This window comes from Ruegeria sp. A4 (genome assembly GCF_056543025.1).
The window spans coordinates 347,008-367,030 of record NZ_JBQGAW010000003.1; the positions used below are offsets into that span (position 1 = coordinate 347,008).

17 protein-coding genes are annotated in these 20,023 nt (G+C 62.0%); 12 read left to right on the forward strand and 5 right to left on the reverse strand.

The annotated features are described in order from the left end of the window. The first annotated feature begins 88 nt into the window (after positions 1-88). The 6 genes from ACR0E2_RS13090 (at position 89) to ACR0E2_RS13115 (ending at position 7,211) form a co-directional block, all read left to right on the forward strand. On the forward strand, positions 89-1,828 hold the full coding sequence (locus ACR0E2_RS13090; RefSeq protein WP_152459367.1) for a heparinase II/III family protein: 1,740 nt from the start codon (positions 89-91) through the stop codon (positions 1,826-1,828). Between the two features lie 22 nt (positions 1,829-1,850). After that, positions 1,851-3,440 carry a bifunctional phosphoribosylaminoimidazolecarboxamide formyltransferase/IMP cyclohydrolase gene (gene purH / locus ACR0E2_RS13095; RefSeq protein WP_480446694.1) on the forward strand — a complete coding sequence of 530 codons (1,590 nt, stop codon included), beginning with the start codon at positions 1,851-1,853 and terminating at the stop codon, positions 3,438-3,440. Continuing rightward, positions 3,440-3,916 carry a signal peptidase II gene (lspA, locus tag ACR0E2_RS13100; protein WP_152459365.1) on the forward strand — a complete coding sequence of 159 codons (477 nt, stop codon included), beginning with the start codon at positions 3,440-3,442 and terminating at the stop codon, positions 3,914-3,916. Before purH ends, lspA begins: the two co-directional genes overlap by 1 nt. Positions 3,917-3,966: 50 nt before the next feature. Further along, complete coding sequence (locus ACR0E2_RS13105) at positions 3,967-4,482, forward strand: DUF3035 domain-containing protein (RefSeq protein ID WP_152459364.1); 516 nt, start codon at positions 3,967-3,969, stop codon at positions 4,480-4,482. An 81-nt stretch (positions 4,483-4,563) separates the two neighbouring features. After that, positions 4,564-5,904, forward strand: coding sequence for a M16 family metallopeptidase (locus ACR0E2_RS13110; protein WP_480446695.1), 1,341 nt, complete (start codon positions 4,564-4,566; stop codon positions 5,902-5,904). After that, positions 5,901-7,211 (forward strand): M16 family metallopeptidase, encoded by a 1,311-nt coding sequence (locus ACR0E2_RS13115; RefSeq protein WP_171229910.1) that lies wholly within the window; start codon positions 5,901-5,903, stop codon positions 7,209-7,211. The genes ACR0E2_RS13110 and ACR0E2_RS13115 overlap by 4 nt, the downstream gene beginning before the upstream one ends. Before the next feature lie 23 nt (positions 7,212-7,234). On the opposite strand, the gene ACR0E2_RS13120 is transcribed toward ACR0E2_RS13115, so the two are convergent. From ACR0E2_RS13120 to deoC, 3 genes are read right to left on the reverse strand one after another with little or no spacing between them, the layout of a single operon-like run. Next, entirely contained in the window at positions 7,235-8,044 is an 810-nt protein-coding gene (locus ACR0E2_RS13120; RefSeq protein WP_480446696.1) for an SDR family oxidoreductase, read from the reverse strand. Positions 8,045-8,067: 23 nt separating this feature from the next. Continuing rightward, the gene (locus ACR0E2_RS13125; RefSeq protein ID WP_480446697.1) at positions 8,068-10,401 is read right to left on the reverse strand and encodes an aldehyde dehydrogenase family protein; all 2,334 of its coding nucleotides are present in this window, start codon (positions 10,399-10,401) and stop codon (positions 8,068-8,070) included. 11 nt (positions 10,402-10,412) lie between these two features. Further along, the gene (gene deoC, locus ACR0E2_RS13130) at positions 10,413-11,411 is read right to left on the reverse strand and encodes a deoxyribose-phosphate aldolase (protein ID WP_480446698.1); all 999 of its coding nucleotides are present in this window, start codon (positions 11,409-11,411) and stop codon (positions 10,413-10,415) included. 201 nt (positions 11,412-11,612) lie between these two features. On the opposite strand from deoC, the gene ACR0E2_RS13135 reads away from it, so the two are divergent. The 6 genes from ACR0E2_RS13135 to ACR0E2_RS13160 all read left to right on the forward strand — a co-directional run bounded on the left by ACR0E2_RS13135 (position 11,613) and on the right by ACR0E2_RS13160 (position 18,918). Continuing rightward, entirely contained in the window at positions 11,613-12,566 is a 954-nt protein-coding gene (locus ACR0E2_RS13135) for a metal ABC transporter solute-binding protein, Zn/Mn family (protein ID WP_480446699.1), read from the forward strand. A 3-nt stretch (positions 12,567-12,569) separates the two neighbouring features. Then, positions 12,570-13,373 carry a metal ABC transporter ATP-binding protein gene (locus tag ACR0E2_RS13140; protein WP_171640051.1) on the forward strand — a complete coding sequence of 268 codons (804 nt, stop codon included), beginning with the start codon at positions 12,570-12,572 and terminating at the stop codon, positions 13,371-13,373. 3 nt (positions 13,374-13,376) lie between these two features. Further along, positions 13,377-14,582, forward strand: a complete 1,206-nt coding sequence (locus ACR0E2_RS13145; RefSeq protein ID WP_480446700.1) for a metal ABC transporter permease — start codon at positions 13,377-13,379, stop codon at positions 14,580-14,582. Beyond that, a complete protein-coding gene (locus ACR0E2_RS13150; protein WP_480446701.1) occupies positions 14,579-15,508 on the forward strand; it encodes a metal ABC transporter permease in 930 nt (309 codons plus the stop codon). The genes ACR0E2_RS13145 and ACR0E2_RS13150 overlap by 4 nt, the downstream gene beginning before the upstream one ends. Positions 15,509-15,770: 262 nt before the next feature. Continuing rightward, entirely contained in the window at positions 15,771-17,636 is a 1,866-nt protein-coding gene (gene mutL, locus ACR0E2_RS13155) for a DNA mismatch repair endonuclease MutL (RefSeq protein WP_480446702.1), read from the forward strand. Between the two features lie 52 nt (positions 17,637-17,688). After that, positions 17,689-18,918, forward strand: a complete 1,230-nt coding sequence (locus ACR0E2_RS13160; protein WP_480446703.1) for a DNA recombination protein RmuC — start codon at positions 17,689-17,691, stop codon at positions 18,916-18,918. Positions 18,919-18,921: 3 nt separating this feature from the next. Here ACR0E2_RS13160 and ACR0E2_RS13165 read toward each other — a convergent pair whose 3' ends face one another. Together ACR0E2_RS13165 and ACR0E2_RS13170 are read right to left on the reverse strand one after the other, a co-directional pair. After that, entirely contained in the window at positions 18,922-19,326 is a 405-nt protein-coding gene (locus ACR0E2_RS13165) for a hypothetical protein (protein WP_480446704.1), read from the reverse strand. 46 nt (positions 19,327-19,372) lie between these two features. Continuing rightward, positions 19,373-20,023 (reverse strand): ChrR family anti-sigma-E factor, encoded by a 651-nt coding sequence (locus ACR0E2_RS13170; protein WP_480446718.1) that lies wholly within the window; start codon positions 20,021-20,023, stop codon positions 19,373-19,375.

Sequence of the window (20,023 nt, forward strand, 5' to 3'; positions counted from 1 at the left end):
GCACGCTTTTCGATGACTTGACGATCGGCGCGGTCTATCGTTGGGTCTCAAGCGCCAGCAGAGCGCAAGGGGCAGAGTAACACGCGTCATGTCGAAATCAGACACCATGGCCAGTCGGTGGATGCGGTTTCAGAACCGTTTCTATGCGCGCCTGAGCCAACGGCAAAAGGCGGTCACAGGGTTTGTTGCGCAACCGGATCCGCGCTCGGTGGGTTCGTTCGCACGTGGCCGGCAACTGGTTGCCGGAAATCTGTTGTTCGCCGGCTATCTGGTCGAGGCCGAAGATACCGGGCTTTGGGATGTCACCGCCCCCAGTGCCGGCTTTGACGAAGAACGTCACGGCTTTGCGTGGCTGGATGATCTGGCCGCGGTCGGAGACATGCGTGCGCGGGAAAAGGCGCAGCGCTGGGTCTGGGGATGGATAGAATCTCATGGCCGCGGGCAAGGGCCCGGCTGGGCGCCTGATCTGACCGGACGTCGGGTGATGCGCTGGATCAACCACGCACTTTTTCTGCTGCGAGGGGCGGATGAAAAACAAAGCAAACTGTTCTTCCGCTCGTTGGCCCAGCAAACATGGTTCCTGTCCAAGCGCTGGCATGCCGCGACCCCGGGACTGCCCCGGTTCGAGGCGCTGGCCGGACTGGTGCAGGCCGGGCTGGCGCTGGAGGGGCTGGAGCGGATGGCCGACCCGGCCCTGCGCGCCCTGGCCGGGGAATGCGACCGTCAGGTGGATGCGCAGGGCGGAATACCAACCCGCAATCCGGAAGAATTGCTCGAGGTGTTCACGCTGCTCAGCTGGACTTCGGCGGCGCTGAATGATCTTGGTCGCGGGACGCCTGCCGCCCAGGCCAATGCGATCAAACGGATCGCGCCGACCTTGCGCAGCCTGCGCCACGCGGATGGGGCGTTGGCGCGGTTTCATGGTGGCGGGCGCGGTGTCGAGGGGCGACTGGAACAGGCCCTTGCGCAAAGCGGCGTCAAACACAAGGCGGCCACCGAATTGCCGATGGGCTATGCCCGTCTGTCGGCTGCACGCACCACGGTGATCGTGGATGCCAGCATACCGCCGTCGGGGGCGGCCTCTTACAATGCGCATGCCTCTACTCTGGCGTTCGAGTTGACCTCGGGGCGGCGACCGCTGATCGTGAATTGCGGGTCGGGGGCCAGTTTCGGGCTGGAATGGCGCCGCGCAGGACGGGCGACGCCGTCGCACTCGACGCTTTGCCTGGATGGATTCTCAAGCGCCCGGCTGGCCAACCCGGTGCCGGGGCGTGAAGCGCAGGCGCTGGTGGACGCACCACAGGAGGTGCCCGTTGATTTCGAGGATGCGTTCGAGGGCATCCGCTTTATGGCGGGGCATGATGGGTATGCCAAGGTCTTTGGTCTGACCCATGCACGGACCTTTGAATTGCGATTTGACGGGCGCGAACTGACGGTCGAGGATATTCTGCTGACGGCGACCGACAAGGCAAAACGTCAATTTGACAAGGCGATGGACGCTTCGGGCCTCAAAGGCATTGGCTATGACATCCGGTTTCACCTGCATCCGGATGTCGATGCGGCGCTGGATTTGGGCGGTGCGGCGGTGTCGATGGCGCTCAAAAGCGGTGAAATCTGGGTTTTCCGCCATGACGGCGTTGGAAAATTGTCCGTCGAGCCAAGCGTTTACCTTGAAAAAGGGCGTTTGAAGCCACGCGCGACAAAACAGATCGTTCTATCCGGGCGCGCAATGGAGTATGCGACGCGCACCCGGTGGACTCTGAGCAAGGCACAGGACACAGCCTATGCCGTGCGCGATACGCATCGGGACGAGCCCGAGTTAGACTGACGCCAAAAGGACCTTTGGACCCATGACCGATCTTCACCCCGTGCGCCGCGCGTTGCTTTCCGTATCCGACAAAACCGGGCTGATCGAGCTGGGCAAGGCGCTGGCCGAGCGCGGGGTCGAACTGCTGTCGACCGGCGGCACGGCCAAGGCGCTGCGCGATGCAGGGCTTGTGGTGAAGGATGTCAGCGAGATCACCGGCTTCCCCGAGATGATGGATGGCCGGGTCAAGACCCTGCACCCGATGGTGCATGGCGGGCTGCTGGCCCTGCGCGACAACGATACCCATGTTGCAGCCATGAACGAACACGGCATCAGTGCAATCGATCTGCTGGTTGTGAACCTGTATCCGTTTGAAGCAACCGTGGCCAAAGGCGCAGGTTACGATGAGTGCGTCGAGAATATCGACATCGGCGGTCCGGCGATGATCCGCGCGGCGGCCAAGAACCATGCGTTCGTAAACGTGGTCGTGGACGTTGAAGACTACGAAAAACTGCTGGGCGATATGGATCAGCACGAAGGCGCGACCTGTCCGAAATTCCGCCGCAAGCTGGCGCAGAAAGCCTATGCCCGCACCGCGGCCTATGACACGGCAGTATCCAACTGGCTGGCCGATGCGCTGGAGCTGGAAGCCCCCAAGCGCCGCGCCTTTGCCGGTGAATTGAAACAAACCTTGCGCTATGGCGAGAACAGCCATCAGCAGGCTGCGTTCTACACCGACGGCACCAATCGGCCCGGTGTGGCGACCGCGATCCAGCATCAGGGCAAGGAACTGAGCTACAACAACATCAATGACACGGATGCGGCCTTTGAACTGGTGGCCGAGTTTGACCCCACTGAGGGCGCCGCCTGTGCCATCATCAAGCACGCCAACCCCTGCGGTGTGGCCAAGGGTGCAACCCTGCTTGAGGCCTACAAGGCTGCCTTCGACTGCGACCGCACCTCGGCCTTTGGCGGGATCGTGGCGTTGAATCAGCCCCTGGACGCCGAAACCGCGCAGGAGATCACCGGGATTTTCACCGAAGTCGTGATCGCTCCGGGCGCATCGGATGAAGCCAAGGCAATCTTTGCCGCCAAGAAAAACCTGCGCCTGCTGACAACCGAAGCTCTGCCGGATGTGACCGCCGGTGGGAAAACCGTGCGTCAGGTGGCCGGCGGGTTGCTGGTGCAGGACAAGGACAATGGCTTTGTCGGATTGGATGATCTGAAAGTCGTGACCAAGAAGGCCCCGACCGACGAACAGATGCGTGACCTTTTGTTTGCCTGGAAAGTGGCAAAGCACGTCAAGTCCAACGCCATCGTCTATGTCAAAGACGGCGCTACGGTGGGCGTCGGCGCGGGCCAGATGAGCCGTGTGGACTCGGCCCTGATCGCCGCCAAGAAAGCCGAACGCATGGCTGACGCGCTGGGCTTGGCCCAACCGCTGACCATCGGTTCGGCCGTTGCGTCGGACGCGTTTTTCCCCTTCCCTGACGGCCTGATGGAAGCGGCCGAGGCAGGCGCAACCTGTGTGATCCAACCGGGTGGGTCCATGCGGGATGACGAAGTCATCGCCGCTGCGGATGAGGCCGGCCTGGCCATGGTCTTTACCGGCATGCGCCATTTCCGTCACTGATGCGGTCACGCCTGCTTTTCTGGGCGGCGCTGGCCGCCTTTGCGATCGACCAGATCAGCAAATATCTGGTCGTTCATGTCATGCGCGTGGCCGATCAGCCCGGCGGCATTGATGTTGTGCCGCCGCTGCTGGTGTTCAAATACGGCGAGAACCGGGGAATCAATTTCGGCCTGTTCCAGGGAAATTCTGAGGCTGCGCGCTGGATTCTGATCGGTATTTCCGTGGCGATCTGTGTCGGCGTGCTTGTTTGGCTGGGCCGTGCAGCCCATTCGGGGCTGATGCTGTTTTGCGGCGGCCTGCTGATCGGCGGTGCGCTGGCGAATGTGGTGGATCGGGTTCTTTACGGCTTTGTTCTGGATTTCCTGAACATGTCCTGTTGCGGCATCAACAATCCGTTTGTTTTCAACCTCGCAGATGTCTTCATATTTGCAGGAGCCATCGGGCTGGTGCTGTTTGACGGCAAAAAGGCCTCGTGACGCGCGGAATGATATGCGATAAAAGCGCCTGAAACAGGCTGGAGACACCAATGCGGATGCCGCGCGCCCTTTTTGTTTTGACTGTTGCCGCTGCGGTTGCGGCGTGTTCGAATCCCGGCCTGCGGGATCTGGAGGCTCCGGGCCCGGGGCCGGATGAGTTTTCGGTGCTGCCGGTCAAGCCGCTGACCCAACCTCAAGACTATGCCTTCTTGCCTGCACCCACGCCGGGTGGCGCGAATCTGACGGATCCGAACCCAAATGCCGATGCGGTGGCTGCGCTGGGCGGCAATGCTGCTGCGCTGAACCCGAACGCGGCTGTGCCATCCTCGGATGCAGCGCTTGTCACGGCCTCCAGCCGCTATGGTGTTTCCCCCGATGCGCGGCAGGTGGTCGAGGCTGATGACGCCGCGTTCCGCAAACGCCGGGGGCGCTGGACCGGCCTGCGTCTGTTCCCGGTCGACCGCTATGGGCAAGTTTACGAAAAACAATCGATCGATCCGTTCGCGGAAACAGAAGCCGCCCGTCGGGCCGGCATAGAAACTCCTTCTTCGCCGCCGGGTGAATAATTCTTAACTTTCCGTCATCGGGCTTGAACCCGGGCCGCGTCACCGTAGTTTGAATACCAGAAACGAAACGGAGGATGCCCTATGGTTCGGGCCCTGGCCTTGTCGGCTGCCCTGATCGCGGCCGCCCCGGTATTTGCCGAGGACGGGAAAGAAGCGGTCACCACATTCACATTGGACAACGGCATGGATGTCGTCGTGGTCGAAGACCACCGTGCCCCGGTCGTGCAGCATATGGTCTGGTACCGGGCCGGATCCGCTGATGAGCCGATCGGATCATCCGGCGTGGCGCATTTCCTGGAACACCTGCTGTTCAAAGGCACCGACACGCTGGCCCCGGGAGAGTTCTCTGCCACCGTCGCTGCCAATGGAGGTAACGACAACGCCTTCACCTCGTATGACTACACCGCCTATTTTCAGCGTGTCGCCGCCGACAGGCTAGAACTGATGATGCGGATGGAATCCGACCGGATGCGGAACCTTCGGCTGAGCGAAGAGGACATTCTGACCGAACGGAACGTTATTCTCGAGGAACGCAACCAGCGCACCGAAAACAATCCGCGTGCCCTGTTCGGCGAACAGATGAGTGCGGCCCAGTATCTGAACCACCGCTACGGCGTGCCGATCATCGGCTGGATGCACGAGATGGAGGATCTGGACATGGAGGACGCGCTGTCGTTCTACCAGACCCATTATGCGCCCAACAACGCCATTCTGGTGGTCACAGGTGATGTCGATCCCGCTGAAGTCCGCGCGCTTGCCGATCAGTATTACGGTGTGATTCCCGCCAACCCGGACCTGCCCGAGCGGGTTCGGTCCCAAGAGCCGCCGCAAACGGCCGAGCGTCGCCTGACCTTCAAGGACCCGCGCGTGGCCCAGCCTTACGTTCAGCGCAGCTATCTGGCCCCGGAACGCGATCCGGGCGAACAGGAAAAAGCGGCGGCTCTGTTTCTGCTGGCCGAGTTGCTGGGCGGCAGCACGACGTCTTACCTGAACGAAAAGTTGCAGTTTGATCAGCGAAAGGCCGTCTATGCCGGTGCGTTCTATCGCGGTGTTTCACTGGATGACACGACCTTTGATCTGATCGTCGTTCCGGCCGAGGGTGTTTCCCTGCAAGAGGCCGAAGACGCCATGGACCAGGCCGTGGCCGACTTCATCGCTGAAGGTGTGAACGAAGACGATCTTGAGCGCATCAAGATGCAGCTGCGCGCCGCCCAGACCTATGCGCGCGACAACGTGGACGGCATCGGCAACCGCTATGGCCGGGCCCTGACCAGCGGCCTGACGGTCGACGATGTTCAGGCCTGGCCCGAGATCCTTCAGGCCGTGACCGGGGATGAGATCATCGCCGCGGCCCGCGAAGTTCTGCAACCCGAGGCGTCGGTCACCGGCTGGCTGATGCGCGATGACGAGGTGACGCAATGAAACGGTTTGTTGCAACGCTGATTGCCTGCCTGGTCGCCTTGCCAGCTTTGGCCGAGATCCAGATCGAAGAAGTGACCTCGCCCGGCGGCATCAAAGCCTGGCTGGTCGAGGACCATTCCATCCCATTCACCGCGCTGGAGTTGCGGTTCCGTGGTGGTACGTCGCTGGACGACCCTGACAAACGCGGCGCGGTCAACCTGATGAGCGGGCTGATCGAAGAAGGTGCGGGCGACATGGATGCGCGGACCTATGCCCGCGAGCTGGAGGCTCTGGCCGCGTCGTTCCGATACAAGGCCGGCGACGATTCAGTTTCGATTTCCGCGCGTTTTCTGTCCGAAAACCGGGATGAAGTGGTCGATTTGCTGCGCACGACGATCCACGAACCGCGTTTTGATCAGGATGCGGTTGACCGAGTGCGCGCGCAGGTTCTGTCGGGCCTGCGCTCGGACCAGACTGACCCGAACGAAATCGCAGGCCTCACCTTTGCGCAGATGGCCTACGGCGATCACCCCTATGGATCCGAAGGGAAAGGCACCATCGAAAGTGTCTCGGCCCTGACCCGCGATGACGTGGTCGCGGCTTACGAAGGCGTGTTCGCCAAGGATCGTCTGTACGTGGGGGCCGTCGGCGATATCACGGCAGAGGAACTGGGTACCCTGCTTGATACCCTGCTTGGCGACTTGCCGGACACCGGCAAGCCCATCCCGGGCAAGGCCGAGGTGAACATTCCCGGCGGCGTCAGTGTTGTCGAATTCGACACACCTCAGTCCGTGGCCTTGTTCGGTCAGGCCGGGATAGATCGGGATGACCCGGATTTCTTTGCGGCCTTCGTTCTGAACCATATTCTTGGCGGCGGCGGGTTTGAAAGCCGGCTGATGCAGGAGGTGCGCGAAAAGCGCGGCCTGACCTATGGGGTCGGGACCTATCTGGTGCCCAAGGATCTGGCTTCGGTCTATCTTGGGTCCGTGTCCTCGGCCAATGACCGTATCGCCGAAGCCATCGACGTAATTCGCGATGAATGGGCGCGCGCGGCCACCGAGGGTGTAACGCAAGAGGAACTTGACGACGCCAAGACCTATCTGACCGGCGCCTATCCGCTGCGGTTCGATGGCAATGGTCAGATTGCCTCGATCATGGTCGGAATGCAGATGGAAGGCCTGCCGATCGACTACATCGCCACCCGCAATGACAAGGTGAACGCGGTGACATTGGAAGATGTGAACCGCGTTGCCGCCGAACTGCTTGACCCGGACGGTCTGCACTTTGTCGTCGTTGGCAAGCCGGTGGGCCTGGAAACAACGAACTGAACCTTTTTGGGGTAAGCTGCGGCTTACCCCTTTTTCATGCTGCGCAGCATGTCTCCCATCATCTGGCCGAACTGACCCGAGCCGCGCTGATACAGCGCCCCGTCCACCGCCAGAACCGTACCGCTGATATAGCTGGCCATGTCCGAGGCCAGAAACAGGCAGGCATTGGCCACGTCCTGCGGGGTGCCCCAGCGGCCCAGCGGCACGTCCCGGCGCAGCTGCTCGCCCGCGTCGGGGGTGGGGGCCAGCCGTTTCGCGCCCTCGGTGCCCTCGATGAAGCCCGGCACCACCGAGTTCACCCGGATGCCTTCCACGCCCCATTCCATCGACAGGGTACGGGTGATCTGATCGACCCCCGCCTTGGCGGCACAGACATGGGCCTGGCCCTCGTAGGGCAGATAGGATTGCGGGGCCGAGATGTTGATGATGTTGCCGCCGGGCCGTTTCAGATAGGGATAGGCGCCTTTCAGAACATGCACGGTGCCCATCAGGTCGATTTCGACAACGGTGCGGAAGGCGTTGGCCGACATCTCGGCCATCAGCGCCGGGAAGTTGCCCGCCGCCCCCGAAACCAGCACGTCGAAATCGCCGAGCGCCGCTTGGAACTGTTTCAGCCCCTCGGCGACCGCATCGGCGTCGCGCACGTCAAAGGCCGCGCCGATCGCCTCGGCCGCGCCTGCCGCCTTCAGCGCGGCGACGGTGTCGTCCACCTTCTCCTGCGAGCGGCTGGCCACGGCCAGTTTCGCGCCCGAGGCCGCGAAGGCCTCGGCGATGCCCCGGTTGATGCCACTGGTGCCACCGATGACGATGACGGTTTTTCCCGAAAAATCCATGTAGGCCTCCCTTGGCGGGAGCCCTACTCGCCGTAGGGCACCCAGATGTTTTTCACTTCGGTCGAAGCCTGAAGGAAGCGGCGGGAATGGTCCATGCCCCAATCGAATGCCGTCGCGTTATTCACCCAGGTCCGTTTCAGGTTCCCGGCCGAGACGACCTCGATCTGCGCCGACAGGTCCGACGATGAGAAGGACCAGACCGCGTCCACGTTCAGGTGCGAGGCCAGCGGTTTGGCCAGTTCCTCGTGGCTGCCGGTCAGGATGTTGACCACGCCTGCGGGTACGTCCGAGGTGTCCAGCACCTGGTAGAAATCGGTGGCCGCCAGCGGATAGGGCTCGGACGCCACCAGGACCACCCGGTTGCCCATCGCGATCGCCGGCGCCATGGCCGAGACCAGACCCAGCAGCGGTGCCTCGTCCGCACAGAGCGCGCCGATCACGCCCACCGGTTCCTTCATCGCAATCGCCACGCCCCGGATCGGAACGCCATGCACCTGGCCGTCATACTTGTCGGCCCAGGCGGCGGCGGTGAACAGGCGCTGGATCGCGGCGTCGACCTCTTTCGCACCGTCCTTGCGGCCGGTCATCGCGTCGATGCGATGCGCGAACTCGTCGGAACGGGTCGAGAGGTTCTCGCCGATGTAATACAGGATCTGCGCCCGCAGATGGCCGGTGGTCCTGGACCATCCTTTGGCCCCCGCCGCGGCCTCGACCGCGTTGCGCACGTCCTTGCGGTTGGCCAGACCCACATGGCCCAGCAAACCCGCCTTGCCCCAGACCGCGCGGGAATAGCCGCCATCGGGCCGCGCCTGCTTGCCGCCGATGTACAGCTTGGCGGTGCGGTCGATCGGGTCGACCGGGCCACCTTCGCCTACGACGGGTTCGATCTTGGCCAGCGGCTTGGCCTTGCCCTTGGGCTTTGTATAGGCGCTCAGCCCTTCCCAGCCGCCTTCGCGGCCAAAACCGCTTTCGCGCACGCCGCCAAAGCCCGCGGCCGCGTCGAACAGGTTGGTGGCATTGACCCAGACCACGCCCGCGACCAGCTTGGGCGCGATGTCCAGCGCAAGGTTGACGTTCTCGGTCCAGACCGTGGCCGCCAGCCCATAGCGGGTGTTGTTGGCCAGCTCGATCGCCTCGGCCGGGGTGCGGAAGGTCGACGAGACCAGAACCGGGCCGAATATCTCCTCTTGCATCAACGGGTCCGAGGTTTCGAGCCCGGTGATCAGCGTCGGGGGGTAGTAGCAGCCATTTGCAGGCAATTCGCAGGCAGCCTGATGCACATGACCCACCGTATTGCTGTCGACCATGGAAGTGATCGTCTGAAACTGAACCGGATCCACCACGGCACCTACGTCGATGCATTTGTCCAGCGGGTTGCCGATGCGCAGCGTGTCCATGCGGGCGCGCAGCTTGGCATAGAACCGTTCGGCGATGCCTTCCTGCACCAACAGGCGCGAGCCCGCGCAGCAGACCTGGCCCTGGTTGAACCAGATCGCATCGACCAGACCTTCGATGGCTGAATCGATGTCGGCGTCATCAAAGACGATATAGGGCGACTTGCCGCCCAGCTCGAGCGTCAGGGCCTTGCCAGACCCGGCGGTGGCCTCGCGGATGCGGCGGCCCACTACGGTCGAGCCGGTAAAGGCGATCTTGTCCACGTCCGCCTTCACGATCATCTCGCCCACCGCGCCATCGCCGGTGACGATATTGACCACGCCCTTGGGCAGGCCGGCCTGGATGCAGATATCGGCAAACAGCAGCGCCGTCAGCGAGGTGTATTCGGCGGGCTTCAGAACCACCGTGTTGCCCATGGCCAGCGCCGGGGCCACCTTCCACGCCAGCATCAGCAGCGGGAAGTTCCACGGGATGATCTGACCGCAGACCCCCAGCGCCTGTGCGTCGGGCAGCTCGCTTTCCATCAGCTGGGCCATGCCCGCGTGATAGTAGAAATGTCGCTGCACCAGCGGAATGTCGATATCGCGCGATTCCCGGATCGGCTTGCCGTTGTCCAGCGTTTCCAGCACCGCGAACAGGCGGGCATGCTTCTGGATCAGCCGCGCGATGGCATAGAGGTATCGGGCGCGGGCGGGGCCGCCCAGCTTTTCCCATTTGGGCTGGGCCTTGCGGGCGGCGGCAACGGCAGCGTCCACATCGGCCTGTGTGGCCTGGGTAAGCTTGGCCAGAACCTCGCCCGTGGCCGGGTTGCGGCTTTCAAACCCTCGGCCGGGCTTGGTGAAGGCGCCGTCGATGAAATGGCCGAACGTGTCGCCCTGATCGACCAGCCATGCCAGGGCTTCGGCGGCACTTTCCGGGGCGGGTCCGTATTCCATGGTCTCGAAAATCTCTTTGACTGTCATTGTTCCTGTCCTCAGCCCATCGGGTGCCGGTATCCGGCCGAGTATGCCCCGGTGACGAAATGTTCCAACTGCCGTTCGATATCGCCCAGCAGGGACGAAGCGCCAAAGCGGAACAGGTCGGGTTGCAGCCAGCGGTCGCCCAGCTCGTCCTTGATCAGCGACAGGTAGACCAGCGCATCCTTGGCCTTGGAAATCCCGCCCGCGGGCTTGTAGCCCACGCGATAGCCGGTGCGGTCGAAATAGTCACGGATCGCCCGGATCATCACCAGCGACACGGGCAGGGTGGCGTTGACGCTTTCCTTGCCGGTCGAGGTCTTGATGAAATCCGCCCCCGCCATCATGCAGACCAGCGAGGCGCGCGCCACGTTGCGCAGGCTGCCCAGCTCACCCGTGGCCAGAATGGCCTTTACATGCGCCTCGCCGCAGGCTGCGCGGAACGCCTTCATCTCGTCATAAAGCGCCTGCCAGTCGCCTTTCAGCACCTGGCGGCGCGAGATCACGATATCGATCTCTTCGGCCCCGGCCTTCACGCTTTCCTCGATCTCGGCCACGCGCAGGTGAAAGGGCGACAGGCCCGCCGGAAAGCCGGTGGAGACGGCCGCGACCGGAATGCCGGTGCCTTTCAGCGCATCCACCGCTGTTTCAATCATGTCGTGATAGACACAGACCGCGCCGGTGGTGATCGGCGGCATGTCCAGCGCCTTCAGCAGGTCGGGCGACACCGGCTGGCGGGCCTTGGCGCACAGGCGGCGCACGCGGCCCTCGGTGTCATCGCCCGACAGGGTGGTCAGGTCGATCATGGTGATCGCCTTCAGCAGCCAGGCGGCCTGATGCTCTTTCTTGACCGACCGGCGCCCGGGCAGGGTCGCGGCTCGGCGCTCGATGGCCGAGGTGTTGGCCTGCACGGCGCGCACCCAGTCCAGGTCCAGATTCATGCCGGGATTCCGGGCTTCGGTCACTTGTGGCAGATGCGCGGTGCGCACGGGGCTATCTGAGCTCTGCGTATCCATTGTCACGTCCTTTGGGAGGTTTGCGACAAAATCGCACGGGAGACCGGGGAATGGAAGATGTAGGCGGGCAATGTTTTGATAAATTTTGACCAAATGGACAAAATGTAACCGCTTTCTTGCGAATAATTCGCATTAGCGTTGACTTACTTGCGAATGGTTCTCATATTCAGTTCGAACGTGAAGCAAAAACTGAGGTAGAAGATGATTCGCCGGAATTTTCTTGCGGTATTGGCGCTGGCCTTTTCCCTGCCGGTCACGGCCTGGGCCGATGCACCCCTCAAGGTTGTGGCCACGACGGGCATGATTGCTGACGCGGCCCGTCAGGTCGGTGGTGATCAGGTGGACGTCAAGGGGCTGATGGGGCCGGGCGTCGACCCGCATGCCTATCGTCAGACCCGCAGCGATATCGTGGCGATGACGCGTGCGGATCTGATCCTGTGGCATGGTTTGTACCTCGAAGCGCAGATGGAAGATTTCTTCCATGACCTTGAACGCAAGCGGACCGTGGTTGCAGTTGCCGAAGGTATCGACACGTCGAAGCTGCGCGCGCATGACGATTACGCCGACAAATATGATCCGCATGTTTGGATGACGCCCGAATTGTGGCGGGACGTGGTGCTTGAAGTGCAGGCGGCCCTCACCGAGGTACGTCCTGAAGCGGCCGAGGTTTTTGCAGCGAATGCGCAGGCACATCTAGCAGATATCGATCGTCTGACAGCCTATGCAGATCAAGTTCTGGCGTCTGTTCCGGACAACAACAAGGTTCTTGTCACCGCCCATGATGCCTTTGGTTATTTTGGTGAAAGTTTCGGGTTCGAGGTTCTGGGAATTCAGGGCATCTCGACCCAGTCCGAGGCGGGACTGAACCGGATAGGCGAATTGGTCGATCTGCTGGTTGACCGGAAGATCACGGCTGTTTTCGTCGAAAGCTCGGTCTCGGATCGTTCGATCCGCGCGCTGATCGAGGGCGCGGCCGCCAAGGGACATGACGTGCATGTGGGGGGCGAGTTGTTCTCGGACGCCATGGGTGAAGAGGGAACCTATGAAGGTACCTATCTTGGTATGCTGGACCATAACATCACGGTCATTGCCAGTGCTTTGGGTGGTGATGTGCCAGATCGTGGCATGGACGGAAAACTGTCGGCGGGGTTTTGATCGATGCTGGGCCTGATCAGCAATGAAGGCGTAACCGTCGGTGACACGGGGTTGGCCGACAGCCCCTTGGCCCTGCGCGGCCTGACGGTTTCATACGGGCAGAAACCTGCGGTGTTTTCAGTCGACATGACCGTACAGCCCGGGGCGATGACCGCGATCATCGGGCCGAACGGGGCCGGGAAATCCACGTTGCTCAAGGCGGCGCTTGGCATCGTTTCCCCTCTGTCAGGTCAAGTGACCGTGTTTGGCCAGCCATTGGACACGCAGCGCGCGCGCATTGCCTATGTTCCTCAGCGTGCCAGCGTGGATTGGGATTTTCCAACGCGTGTCATCGACGTGGTTCTGATGGGCCTGTCGCGCGAACTTGGCTTGCTGGGCCGTGTGCGTGCCCGCCACAAGGCGTGCGCGATGGATTGTTTGCACCGCGTGGGAATGCGGGATTTCGCGGATCGCCAGATCGGGCAGCTGTCCGGCGGGCAGCAGCAACGTGTCTTTCTGGCGCGCGCGCTGGCGCAGGGCGCGGATCTGTATCTTCTGGACGAACCTTTTGCAGGCGTCGATGCCGCCACCGAGAAAGCCATCATCTCGGTGCTGAAATCCCTGAAAGAGGCGGGCAAGACGGTTGTCGTAGTGCATCACGACCTTGCGACCGTGACCGATTATTTCGACCATGTTTTCCTGATCAACACCCGCAAGGTGGCCGAGGGACCAGTGGCCGAGGCCTTCACGGCGGAAACGTTGCAATCAGCATATGGCGGTCGACTGGCAACCGCGCAGATCGATCAGATATCGCGCGCGCTGGGGTAACGCATGCTTTGGGATGCTTTGACCCTGCAACTTGGCTACAACGCCACGCTGGTCGCCATCGGTGCAACCTTGCTGGGTGTTTCAGCCGGTGTGACGGGGACGTTTCTGTTTCTGCGCAAGCGCGCCTTGGTCAGTGACGCAATCAGCCACGCAACCCTGCCGGGCGTCTGTCTGGCTTTCATGGTATTGGTCGCGCTCGGAGGAGACGGGCGCAACCTGCTGGGCCTGTTGGCAGGATCGGCCATCTCGGCCTGGATCGGCCTTCTCTGCATGAACTGGCTGACGCGTCACACGCGTTTGGCCGAAGACGCCGCCATCGGAGCAGTCCTGTCGGTCTTCTTCGGCTTTGGCATCGTGTTGCTGACGGTCATTCAGACGATGGGCGTAGGCCGTCAGGCCGGGCTGGAAGGCTTCCTTTTGGGGTCCACTGCCGGGATGCTCTGGGCTGATGCGATGATCATTGCGGTCGGCGGCGCCGCGACGCTGCTGCTGGTCATGATCATTCGTCGCCCGATGATTCTTGTGGCCTTCGATCCTGAATATGCCGCAGCCCGCGGGTTGCCGGTGCACAGGATCGATCTGGCCATGATGGGTTTGGTCATGGCCGTGACCGTGATCGGCCTGAAAATCGTGGGTCTGATTCTGATCGTGGCTTTGTTGATCATTCCCGCCGTGACCGCGCGGTTCTGGTCCGAACGCTCGGACCATGTGGTTCTGCTTGCGGGAATGGCCGGCGGGTTGGCGGGGTACATTGGCGCTGCCATTTCGGCCTCGGCGCCAAACCTTCCGACGGGGCCGATTATCGTTCTGGTCAGCTTTGCCTTCTTTGTCGTGTCTTTGTTTCTGGCGCCGATACGTGGCGTTTTGGCGGCGGTGCTGCGCCATTTGCGCTTTCAGCGTCGGGTGCATATTCGTCAGGGTCTCTTGGCCTTGGCGCAGGGGCAAAAGATCTATGAGCCCCTGACCCTGCGCTTGCTGCGCCGCGCTGGGCTGGTGCGCGCGGACGGCGTCGCGACCGATATCGGCAAAGCCCGCGCGGCCAAGGCGTTGCGGGACGAAAAGCGCTGGGAAATCGTGCGCGCAGATCAGGCGCATGAGGCAACAGCCGCGCTTTATGACGGGTTGCGGGACATCGAAACCGTCCTGACCCGCGACCAGATCGCCGAGATAGACCGCCGCATCGGCGGGCCAATGGGGGTGCCGGTATGAGTGGTGAAGAATTTGTCCCCCTGTCTCTGACACCGTTGCTGATCGGTACGTTCGCGGCCATTGCCTGCGCGTTGCCCGGCAATTTTCTGGTGTTGCGCAAACAGGCATTGATCGGAGACGCGATCAGCCATGTGGTGCTGCCGGGGATCGTCGTGGCGTTTCTGATCACAGGGGCGATATCGACCTGGCCGATGATGCTGGGCGCGGCGGGCGCTGCCGTTGTGGCCGTGGTGCTGATCGAAGCCATTCGCCGATTGGGTCAGATCGAACCCGGTGCCGCCATGGGCGTGGTCTTTACCACCATGTTCGCCGCGGGCGTCCTGCTGCTCGAGCAGACGGATACGTCGACGGTGCATCTGGATGTGGAACATGCGCTTTACGGCAATCTCGAAAGCCTGATTTGGCTGGACGCCACCGGATGGTCGTCCTTGCTGGACACAGAGGCGCTGTCCGGGCTGCCCCCGGAATTACCCCGCATTGCGCTGACACTGGTCGGTGTGTCTTTGTTCACCTGGCTGTTCTGGCGGCCGCTGAAGATCTCTACCTTCGACGAAGGCTTTGCCCGGACCATTGGCATTCGCACCGGCGTTCTGGGCATGGCATTGGTCATCACCGCGGCAATTGCGGCGGTGGCGGCCTTCGACGCGGTGGGCTCGATCATCGTGATCGCCATGTTCATCTGCCCGCCCGCCGCGGCGCGGATGTTGACCAACCGGCTGGAAGCGCAGATTGCCTGGAGCGTTATGTTCGCCATTGCCTCGGCGGTGTCGGGCTATGTGCTGGCAGGCTATGGCCCGCTGTGGCTGGGCGGCGCAGATGCCGTCAGCGCGGCGGGTATGATCGCCACGATGTCAGGCCTGATTCTTGCGGCGGCCGCGATATTCGGACCCTGCCGGGGCAGGATCGGCGCGCGCATATCTGCCTGATCAGGCATTTTCCCGCCACACATGCCCACACGTCATCGGCCAATCTCTGCCAAGAAACTGAGCGCGAGAATCTTAAGCAGATTTTCCGACAGGTGCGTGATACACGCGGTCTCATTAATTAGCTGAAATACACCACTCACTTGGCACGCCCGGGTGATCCTGAATGAGTTCTCGTTCGCGGATACCCGGGCGCCCCCTCTCTTTGAAATCTGCGGTTCAAACCGGTGGCAGAATCGTGCGCGACTATGCTAGGTGTAGGGGTATGGCGCAGGCAAACCCCAATATCGGCGAAAAACGCCCCGTAATTAGGCAGCTCGACGATGCCGCAATCAACCGCATCGCGGCTGGTGAGGTGGTGGAACGACCGGCCTCGGCGGTCAAGGAATTGGTCGAGAATGCAATCGATGCCGGGGCCACGCGGATCGCAATCGATGTCGCAGATGGCGGCAAGACCCTGATCCGGGTCACGGATGATGGCTGCGGTATCGCGGCGGAAGATCTGCCGCTGGCCTTGTCCCGCCATGCCACGTCAAAGATTGACGGTTCGGACCTGCTGAACATCCACACTTTCGGTTTTCGGGGCGAGGCGCTGCCTTCCTTGGGTGCTGTTGGGCGTCTGACCATAACCAGCCGCGTTCCCGGCGCGGATGCGGCGCAGGTGCACGTCGCGGGTGGCAAGATGGATGCGGTCAAACCCGCCGCCCTGCGCGCGGGGACTGTGGTCGAACTGCGCGATCTGTTCCACGCCACGCCAGCCCGCCTGAAATTCATGCGCACGGACCGGGCCGAGGCGCAGGCGATCACCGACATAGTGAAACGGCTGGCCATGGCCGAACCTTCCGTGACCTTCACCCTGCGCGATGTGTCCGGTGGCGGAGAGGGTCGCGTGACCTTTCGCGCGGATCGCGAAAACGGGGATCTGTTTGATGCGCTCCACGCCCGACTGGCCCGCGTGATCGGGCGCGAATTTGCGGAAAACTCCTTGCAGATTGATGCCACGCGTGAGGGCATCCGGCTCTATGGCTATGCTGCCCTGCCGACCTATTCCCGGGGCGCTGCGGTGGCACAGTACCTTTTCGTCAACGGACGTCCTGTGCGCGACAAGATGCTGACTGGCGCGCTGCGGGCGGCCTATTTCGACTTCCTGAGCCGGGATCGCCACCCGGCGGCAGCTCTGTTCATCGACTGCGATCCCACGCTGGTTGACGTGAACGTCCACCCCGCGAAATCCGAGGTTCGGTTCCGGGATCCCGGTGTCGCGCGGGGGCTGATCGTGTCCAGTCTGCGCCATGCATTGGCGCAAGCCGGGCACAGGGCATCCTCGACCGTGGCGAATGCGACGCTGGGTGCGATGCGGCCGGAACCCGCACAGCCTGCTCCGGCGCGGGTTTACCAGATGGATCGCCCGTCACCTACCGCGCGTACGGCGGCGTATCGCGCGCAGGCTCCGGGTTTTGCGGAGCTGGCCAACGACTACAGCGGCAGCATTGTCGAGCCGACTCCGGTTGCGCAGGTCGTCGAGGTGCAGGAGCAGCCTCAGGCGCAGGATCTGCCGCTGGGTGCAGCCCGCGGACAGGTGCACGAGAATTACATCATTGCCCAGACCGCGGATGGCATGGTGATCGTAGATCAGCATGCTGCACATGAACGGCTGGTTTATGAGAAGCTGAAAACGCAGATGGCCGAGAACGGCGTCGCGGCGCAGGCTCTGCTGATTCCGGAAATCGTGGAATTGTCCGACGGGGATTGCGCCCGCCTGATGGCCGTCGCAGATGACTTGACGCGCCTTGGCCTGACCATCGAGCCCTTCGGCGGAAGCGCCATTGCCGTACGCGAAACCCCCGCCATTCTGGGTGAAGTCGATGCACGCGCCATGATCCTCGACATCCTGGATGAACTCGCCGATCAGGGTGAAAGCCAGATGGTGCAGGCAAGGATCGAGGCGATCCTCAGCCGGGTGGCCTGCCATGGGTCGATCCGATCCGGTCGTCGGATGCGCGCCGAAGAGATGAATGCCCTGCTGCGCGAGATGGAGGCGACACCGCATTCCGGCCAGTGCAACCATGGGCGGCCCACCTATGTGGAACTGAAACTCAGCGACATCGAACGCCTGTTCGGGCGCAGTTGATCCTGCGGCCCGGCGGGGCTATGAAGAATAAAACAAGAACACGCGAGTTGTGATGATCGAGATTGCAGGCACCCAATATACATTGAATGACCCTGTCATACTGGTCGGGGGTGGCGTGGTGGCGTTGATTCTGCTGTTGCTGTTCCTGTCGTTGCGGGCGGCCAACCGCTCGGCCCGGATGGCGGAACCTTTGGCGCGGCAGATGGCGCATCTGGGTCAGCATGTTCAGCAACTGGGCCAGGGGCAGGAACAGTTGCGCGGCGGTCTTCAGCATGTCTCGGACACTCAGGCCAACGCGCAGATGCAGGTGATTCAGACGGTCGAGGCGCGTTTGGCTTCGGTCCAGCAACAGATGAATGACCGGCTAGCGGATAATGCGATGAAATCGGCGCGTGCGCTGGCCGAGATGCAGGAACGGATGAAAGAAACGTTGCATGGCTCGTCGAAACAGACGGCGACCTCGCTGACCCAATTGCAGGAACGTCTGGCCGCCATCGACAAGGCGCAGGACAATATCACCAAACTGTCAGGCGATGTGCTGTCTTTGCAGGATATCCTGTCAAACAAGCAAAGGCGCGGGATGTTCGGTGAAATCCAGCTGAACGATATCGTGTCCAAGGCGCTGCCCGCTGACAGTTATTCGTTGCAGGCCACTTTGTCGAACGGCAGGCGGGCGGATTGCCTGATTCACTTGCCGAACCCGCCGGGACCGATTGTGATCGACGCAAAGTTCCCTTTGGAGGATTTCGAGGCGCTGGCCGCTGCGCAGACGAAGGCGGATGTCGAGAGATGCTTGCGGGCCTTCGGCGCTGCGGTGAAAGTGCATATCAAGGCGATTTCCGAAAAGTACATCCTGGACGGGGAAACCGCGGACGGTGCCTTGATGTTCGTGCCTTCCGAGGCGATTTATGCCGAACTGCACGCGCGTCTGCCCGATGTCGTGCGTGAAGGGTTCGCCGCGCGGGTTTGGATCGTGTCCCCGACGACGTGCATGGCCACGCTGAATACCATGCGGGCGATCCTGAAAGATGCGCGTATGCGCGAACAGGCCGGTGCGATCCGCAAAGAGTTGGGGTTGCTGCACAAGGATGTGGAACGCCTGGGTGATCGCGTCTCGAACCTGGATCGTCATTTCGGGCAGGCGGCCAAGGATATCTCGGAAATCAAGATCAGCGCCGAAAAGGCTGGCCGCCGCGCGCAGCGTTTGGACAATTTCGACTTTGAAGAAATCGAGACCAAGGCCGAAAACGGTGTTGTGCCCCTTGCGCGGCACGAAGGTTGAAATCTACTGGATGGACAGATCCAGGTTGTACCCCACGGTTTTTCCGGTATCCCTGTCATTGCCCATCAGATAGACGCGGATCGTATAGTCTCCATCGTCGGGCAGGGTGATCCGGGCCGTATTGCCGTCAATCGACCCGTTATAGATCGCCACACCGTCGCTGCCCGGCGGCAGGATGTTGAAATAGATCACGCCGTTACCATTGGTGTCGCTGACCTGAAGATCGGCAAACATCTCCTGTCCGGCTTTGGCGCCCAGCGAATAGTCGAAGTACTCATCTCCTGCGATGGTCCCGCTGACCATGGTGCCAAAATTGCCGGGCTGAAACTGAACCTCGGCCGACATTTGGGCCGATGCGACGGGCGCGACTGCAACGAGAAGGACGCACACAGCAAGTCTTGCGAACATGATCATTCCTTTCAAAACACGCCGTAGGCGGCCCTCGCGGGCAAATTCAGATGCGCAGGAAGGGTTGGAACAGGCGTGGCATCAACTTGGTGAATTTCAACGGAGCATCGGTAACCGCCAGGCAAATGCAATCTTCCGAAATGTCCGCCACGGGCGTATGTTCCAGATCCTCGTCCGCGATCTCGACGTCGCCACGGGCGAAGCGATCCACTTCGTCCGAGAATGCGCCCTGAAGCACCATCGTCAATTCTATCCCGTTGTGGCCATGATCTGGTACAGCCGTTCCGGCTGGAATGAACAGCAACCGGGCCGAGGCCTCACTTGTGGTCGGCAGAATGGCCTGTTTCACACCCATGCCGATCGGTTTCCATCGGATATCTGAAACCGTGCCGCCGACATAATCCTGCAACGGGGCCGGCAATACCGAGCAGTTCGGACGCGCCGGTTTGGCCGCCGGCGCGCGTTTGGAGATCAACGCCATAGTCGCGGCCAGAGACGTATCGCTCATGGCGATGGAGTCCGTCTGCTCCTCCAGAACATGCCCACCCACGGCGTCGTAACTTTCCGCCCGCGCACGGCAATGGTCGCACAGCGACAGGTGCGTCGCGACCATCAGGTCGAATGCCTCGGGCAGACTGCCTGCGGCATATGCCATCAGCAGGTCATCTGTCAGGTGGTGTTTGATCGAATTGCTCAT